Source organism: Haemophilus sp. C1 (assembly GCF_001276515.1).
Classification (GTDB): domain Bacteria; phylum Pseudomonadota; class Gammaproteobacteria; order Enterobacterales; family Pasteurellaceae; genus Haemophilus.
Genome location: NZ_LDVZ01000039.1, coordinates 1 through 6,415 on the forward strand (window position 1 = coordinate 1; position 6,415 = coordinate 6,415).

6 protein-coding genes and 1 tRNA gene are annotated in these 6,415 nt (G+C 37.2%); 2 read left to right on the forward strand and 5 right to left on the reverse strand.

The annotated features are described in order from the left end of the window. Positions 1-303 precede the first annotated feature (303 nt). The 5 genes from manA to rsgA form a co-directional block, all read right to left on the reverse strand. Positions 304-1,503, reverse strand: a complete 1,200-nt coding sequence (gene manA, locus ABW51_RS09160; protein WP_053466499.1) for a mannose-6-phosphate isomerase, class I — start codon at positions 1,501-1,503, stop codon at positions 304-306. A 212-nt stretch (positions 1,504-1,715) separates the two neighbouring features. Beyond that, positions 1,716-2,216, reverse strand: a complete 501-nt coding sequence (gene crr / locus ABW51_RS09165) for a PTS glucose transporter subunit IIA (protein WP_053466500.1) — start codon at positions 2,214-2,216, stop codon at positions 1,716-1,718. A gap of 60 nt (positions 2,217-2,276) precedes the next feature. After that, positions 2,277-4,004, reverse strand: a complete 1,728-nt coding sequence (ptsI, locus tag ABW51_RS09170) for a phosphoenolpyruvate-protein phosphotransferase PtsI (RefSeq protein WP_053466501.1) — start codon at positions 4,002-4,004, stop codon at positions 2,277-2,279. A 79-nt stretch (positions 4,005-4,083) separates the two neighbouring features. Beyond that, positions 4,084-4,341, reverse strand: coding sequence for a phosphocarrier protein Hpr (gene ptsH / locus ABW51_RS09175; RefSeq protein ID WP_005628404.1), 258 nt, complete (start codon positions 4,339-4,341; stop codon positions 4,084-4,086). A 163-nt stretch (positions 4,342-4,504) separates the two neighbouring features. Continuing rightward, positions 4,505-5,545 (reverse strand): small ribosomal subunit biogenesis GTPase RsgA, encoded by a 1,041-nt coding sequence (rsgA, locus tag ABW51_RS09180; protein ID WP_053466502.1) that lies wholly within the window; start codon positions 5,543-5,545, stop codon positions 4,505-4,507. Positions 5,546-5,615: 70 nt separating this feature from the next. Here rsgA and orn point away from each other — a divergent pair, with 70 nt between their 5' ends. Together orn and ABW51_RS09190 are read left to right on the forward strand one after the other, a co-directional pair. After that, positions 5,616-6,164 (forward strand): oligoribonuclease, encoded by a 549-nt coding sequence (gene orn / locus ABW51_RS09185; protein ID WP_053466503.1) that lies wholly within the window; start codon positions 5,616-5,618, stop codon positions 6,162-6,164. 93 nt (positions 6,165-6,257) lie between these two features. After that, positions 6,258-6,333, forward strand: a tRNA-Gly gene (locus ABW51_RS09190). Positions 6,334-6,415 lie beyond the last annotated feature (82 nt).

The window sequence follows — 6,415 nt, forward strand, 5'->3', positions numbered from 1 at the left end:
AATTATCGTGATATTCGATATAATTTAGGCGTATCTTATCGCTTCTAATTTATATTATTCAATTACTTGAAAAACTGCCCCTAAATGTTGGAGAAAACAACCAACGATTTAGGGGCAGATTTTTTATGACTAAACAACGTAATCCGTTAAACAACAAATGTTCGATTTATATCTTCAAAATACCCACTGTCACTCTTCCTCAGTATTTTCCACTTTCTGAGCAAAAATTTAATTTAAGAAGAATCAATAAGTTTTAATACTTAAGCACTTGAATTTTTTCTTATCGAATAAAACCCAAAACTATTAAGGCAATTTTGCCACTACTGCATAGCCTTCAATTAAGCCTTCCACTTCATAAGAAGCGCCTGCGGTAATGAAAGCTGCCTCACCTTGTTTAAAAGAAAGTGCGGTCGTTTCTGAGCGTAAACTTAACTGGCCATTCATCACCAATAAAATACTCGCACTTTGTGCTTTTAAATGATGAGTTTCACCACATTCATATTGAATATTTTGCAAAGCGAAATCTTGTACAGGCGTAGCATAAGTAAATATACGCGCGTCTTGAGGTGCCGACGGGATAATTTTAGGCTCCACTTCACGACAATCGACAATTTTAAGCAATTCTGGAATATCGACATATTTAGGCGTTAAACCACCGCGAATTACATTATCTGAACAAGCCATCAGTTCAATATTTTGCCCACGTAAATAAGCGTGCGGAATACCCGCATCTTGGTAAATTCCCTCGCCTTTTTTGAGGTGCACAATATTAAACAAATAGAAGCAAATTAAACCGGCATCTAATTTATCTAAAGCAATATTCATTGCATCAATGGTGTAAAGCACCCAATAATCTGGATTAGTTAAATCCAGATTATTAGCCTCATAATCTGCTTGATTCTCCAACAGAATTGGGGAAAGCCATTGGTGTAATTGGGCCTGTTCTGCTTGCATAATATCGGCATAGAAAGCATGTAAATCTTGTCCATGCAATTTTTTTGCAAGCGGAATTAAAGATGATCGCGCCTCTAAAGTTTCGATAATATCCGATTTATTTTTAAAACCATGCAACAACCAGAAATCGGATAAAGCAATCATCATTTCAGGTTTATGATTGTTATCTTTATAAGTACGTGTTGATGCTTTTAAATCAATGCCTTTCGCATTTTCTTCCGCAAAGCCTATTTCAGCTTGCGTTTTTGTTGGATGAAGTTGAATTGAAAGAGGTTGAGCAACATCAAGAATTTTTAATAAATAGGGTAATTCATCACCAAAACTTGATCGGCTTTGAACACCAAGTGCGGTAGGATTTTTCTGTAAAAATTCAGTAAGTAATACATTTTTACCATCGACTTCAATGGTTGAAGGCGCAGAATGATGTGCGCCTAACCACCATTCAGCATAATATTGATTTTCTTCCGCAGGAATATTCAGTAATTGAGGAATATATTGATTGCCGCCCCAAACATAGTTTTGGAGAGAGCCAGTAAGTTTATAAATCATTGCTTTATTTTCACTTTAACTATCGTAATTTTTAAAATTTATATTTTACCGTGGGTAGGTATACCCACGGCTAGTTATAGTAGTTCCTCTTTGAGGAACCTTATCCTCTATCCCAAAGGGATAGCCTTAAAATTAGCCTAGGGTATACTTACCCTAGGTAACTATAATAAATAAAAAATCCGCACAAAGGCGGACTTTTTATCGTAAACAAATTATTTTTTTAAGGCTAATACCACTGACTCTCCAGCGACTACTTCACCTGATTTTTTCACGATGCAAGAAATTTCATCCATATTGGAAATAACAATGGGTGTTAATACAGATTTTGCTTTTGATTCTAATAAAGGAAGATCAAATTCAATCACGGTGTCACCGCGCTTAACAGATTGGCCTTCTTGAGCAATACGAGTAAAGCCTTCACCTTTTAGCTCAACGGTATCAATACCAAAGTGTACAAATAATTCTACACCTTCTTTTGATTCCATTGAGAAAGCATGGTTGGTTTCAAAAATTTTACCAATCACACCATCCACTGGCGCAACGATTTTGTTACCGGTAGGACGAACAGCAACACCATCACCTACGATTTTTTCAGAGAAAACTACATCAGGAACATCTTCAATATTTACAATCTCACCAGAGATAGGTGCATAAATTTCAACTTCCACAGATTTGTTTTCTTTTGAACCGAATAACTTGTCAAATAAGCCCATTTTAATCTCCTATCAATTCATAGATGGCTGTTATTTTAACGTAAAATCAAACAATTTTGTTTAATTTAATGCATTTTCCGCCAAAAATTCTTCGATTAACTGCTCAATTTCCGAAGCGGTCGGTTTTTGTAATGCCGCATTAGCAAGGGCTTTTGCATCTTGGAAATTCACATTACGGATTAATTTTTTAATTCTAGGTACAGAAATAGCACTCATACTAAATTCATCTAATCCCATACCAAGTAACAATAAGGTTGCACGTTCATCACCAGCTAATTCACCGCACATTCCCGTCCATTTGCCCTCTGCATGAGAAGCATCAATTACTTGTTTAATTAAACCAAGCACAGATGGCTGCATCGGATTGTAGAGATGCGAAATTAACTCATTGCCTCGGTCCACCGCCAAAGTATATTGGGTTAAATCGTTAGTACCGATACTGAAGAAATCTACTTCTTTTGCTAAGAATTTTGCATTTACAGCAGCGGATGGTGTTTCAACCATTACCCCCACTTGGATATGCTCATCAAAAGCTTTGCCTTCTGCACGTAATTCCGCTTTTAATGTTTCAATAACCGCTTTTAATTCTCGAATTTCTTCTACAGAAATAATCATCGGGAACATCATCGCCAATTTACCAAACGCTGAAGCACGCAACACCGCGCGTAATTGTGCATTTAAAATTTCACGGCGATCTAACGCAATGCGAATCGCACGCCATCCCAAGAATGGATTCATTTCTTTTGGTAAATCTAAATATGGAAGCTCTTTATCGCCACCAATATCCATAGTACGAAGCACGGTTAAACGCCCGTTCATTGCTTCTACGACTTCTTTGTAGGCGATGAATTGTTCTTCTTCTGTCGGAAGCTGTTCACGATCCATAAATAAGAATTCGGTTCGGTATAAACCAATACCTTCTGCACCATTGCGATCTGCCCCGTCACAATCACGGATTGTCCCGATATTCGCGACCACATCAACTTTATGTCCATCCAAGGTGATTGCTGGAAGATCTTTTAATTTAGCTAACTCTGCTTTTTCCTGAGAAATTTTAGCTTCAAGTGTTTTTAATTCATCAATCTGAGATTGTGTTGGATTGATATAAACTTGATTATTTATCGCATCTAAAATTAAGTAATCACCTGTATTGACTAATTCGGTCACATTATTTGTGCCTACAATCGCTGGTAATTCTAAAGAACGCGCCATAATAGAAGTATGAGAGGTTCTACCACCAATATCAGTGACAACCCCTAATACTTTTTCAAGATTAAGTTGGGCGGTTTCTGACGGAGTCAGATCATAAGCAACAAGAATTGATTCTTCTTGAATATCGCCAAGATCTACTATGTACATACCCAAAATATTTTTAATTAAACGGTTACCAATATCACGGATATCGCCAGCACGCTCTTTCAAATATTCATCATCGATCTCCGATAACATTGTGACTTGTTGATCAATAATTTTACTCGCTGCAACTGCGGCATTGACTTTATTTGAACGAAGATAATCAAGAATTTCTTCTTCTAATTCTTCATCCTCAAGAATCATCAAGTGACCTTCAAAGATCGCGGCTTTTTCTTCACCTAAAGAAATTAATGCGCGCTCTCTGATTGAATTAAGTTGTTCCACCGCCAATGCACGACCTTCGTAAAACCGAGCAATTTCTGCGTCAATTTGATCATCAGTAATTTTTTGTGTATCAAGAACAATCTTTTCTTCTTTAAGAACAAGTGCCTTACCAAAGGCAATACCAGGTGATGCGAGAATACCAGAAATCATAGATACCTTCCGAAATAATTAAAAAAGGGATAGATAAACAATAGCCATAAAATTTCACAATTTTATGGCTAAGTAAGAATTATTCTAAAGTTGGAATCAAAGCGACTAAATGCTCAACTGCCTGCTGCTCATCTTCGCCTTCAGCAGAAATGGTGATCACCGTACCCTGTGTTAAACCTAGCGTTTGTAGCTTAAACAAACTTTTTGCACTTGCGCTCTTACCAGCAGATGTTACTGTGATATCAGAAGAAAATGCTTTCGCTTCTTTCACAAATTGTGCTGCAGGACGAGTGTGTAAGCCGTTTGGCGCGGTGATTTCAACATCTTTTGAGTACATAATGCTACCTCTCTACTAAATAATAGTTAAAAAAATACAAAGATAAAATCCGCCTTAGTATCCTTGTTCAAAAGCGAATAATCAAGAATAAACACTAAAAAAATTGAATTAGATCATAAAAAAACGCAGGATTTGTTTATTTATCATCCAGCTTGCGCAATCGTTAAACTGCTGAAAAATGACGTTGTGATTTTGTTTCACTTAAACTTTCAATTAATCGATGATAATTATCATAACGAACAGGCGAAATCTTGCCTTGCTCCACTGCTTCACGCAACGCACACCCTGGATCGCTCAAATGTTTACAATCACGGAATTTACAGGTGCCTAATACATATTGAAATTCTCGATACCCTTTTGTGATTTGCTCCGCATCTAAATGCCAAAGCCCAAATTCTCTAATTCCTGGTGAATCAATTAAATTACCACCTTGTGGCAAATGATAAAGACGCGATGATGTCGTCGTATGCTGTCCTAAGCCTGATGTTTCACTCACATCCCCTACTTGAGCATTTACGCTAGGCAAAATATGATTAATTAAACTCGATTTACCGACACCAGATTGCCCAACAAAAATCGCCGTGCCTTGTGCCAAAAGTGCGGTTAATTTTTCCATATTTTCACCGCTCTTTGCTGAAAGCATTAAAATTTCATAGCCAATATCTTGGTAAATTTTAAGTTGTTCTTCAATTTCTTGACGCTGTTCTTGTGCCAATAAATCCACTTTATTCAAAACAATTAATGGCTTGATTTCAGCTATTTCACACACAACAAGATAACGATCGATGATATTTAAGGAAAGCGTTGGCAACACCGCTGATACAATAATAATACGATCAATATTCGCTGCAATGGGTTTCAAACCATCGTAATAATCTGGGCGGGAAATTTCATTTTCTCGAGGGTGAATCGCCTCAATCACGCCACTCACACCTTGCAATTGTTCATTGCCTTTACGCCAAACGACTTTATCTCCCACCACCAAACTCGACAAGGTACGGCGCAAATTACAACGATAAATTTCGCCTTGTTCATTTTCTACATCTGCGTGAATAGAATAACGTGTGACCACAACGCCTTCTTGCGATTCGCCCAGCATTTCATCTGACCATTCAATCTCTTTTTTCTTATGACGATGTAATGTTTTCGCATTATTCGATTGAATTCTTCTAGTTTGGTTTTGAGTTAATTTACGTTTAGCCATAAAAGTGCGGTCGTTTTTTCCCTTGTTTTTGGTAAAATGAAAAAAATTTTTGCATAGGATACCTGATATTATGCCATTCGATAAACAAAATCTTATTTGGATTGATTTAGAAATGACCGGTTTAGATCCGGAAAAAGAACGTATTATTGAAATTGCCACTATCGTAACAGATAAAAATTTAAACATTTTGGCAGAGGGCCCAGTATTAGCGGTTCATCAGTCTGATGAATTACTCAATAAAATGAATGATTGGTGCCAAAAAACACATAGTGAAAATGGCTTAATTGAACGCGTAAAAGCCAGCAAACTTACCGAACGTGCAGCAGAATTACAAACCTTAGACTTTTTAAAAAAATGGGTGCCCAAAGGTGCGTCGCCAATTTGCGGTAACAGCATTGCCCAAGATAAACGCTTTTTAGTGAAATATATGCCTGATTTAGCTGATTATTTTCATTATCGCCATTTAGACGTGAGTACATTAAAAGAACTTGCAGCACGTTGGAAACCTGAAATTTTAGAAAGCTTTAAAAAAGAGAATACCCATTTGGCACTAGATGACATTCGAGAATCGATTAAAGAGCTGGCTTATTATCGCGAACATTTCATGAAATTAGATTGACGAAAACTTCAACAAAAAATTTCTTTTTATGAAATTGCCCTTGCAAGCCCCAAAAATATTTGTATAATGCGACCTCATTCACTGATGTGAACTGCGGGAATAGCTCAGTTGGTAGAGCACAACCTTGCCAAGGTTGGGGTCGCGAGTTCGAGCCTCGTTTCCCGCTCCAATTTCACATTATAAAAGTATTATTGCGGGAATAGCTCAGTTGGTAGAGCACGACCTTGCCAAGGTCGGGGTCGCGAGTTCGA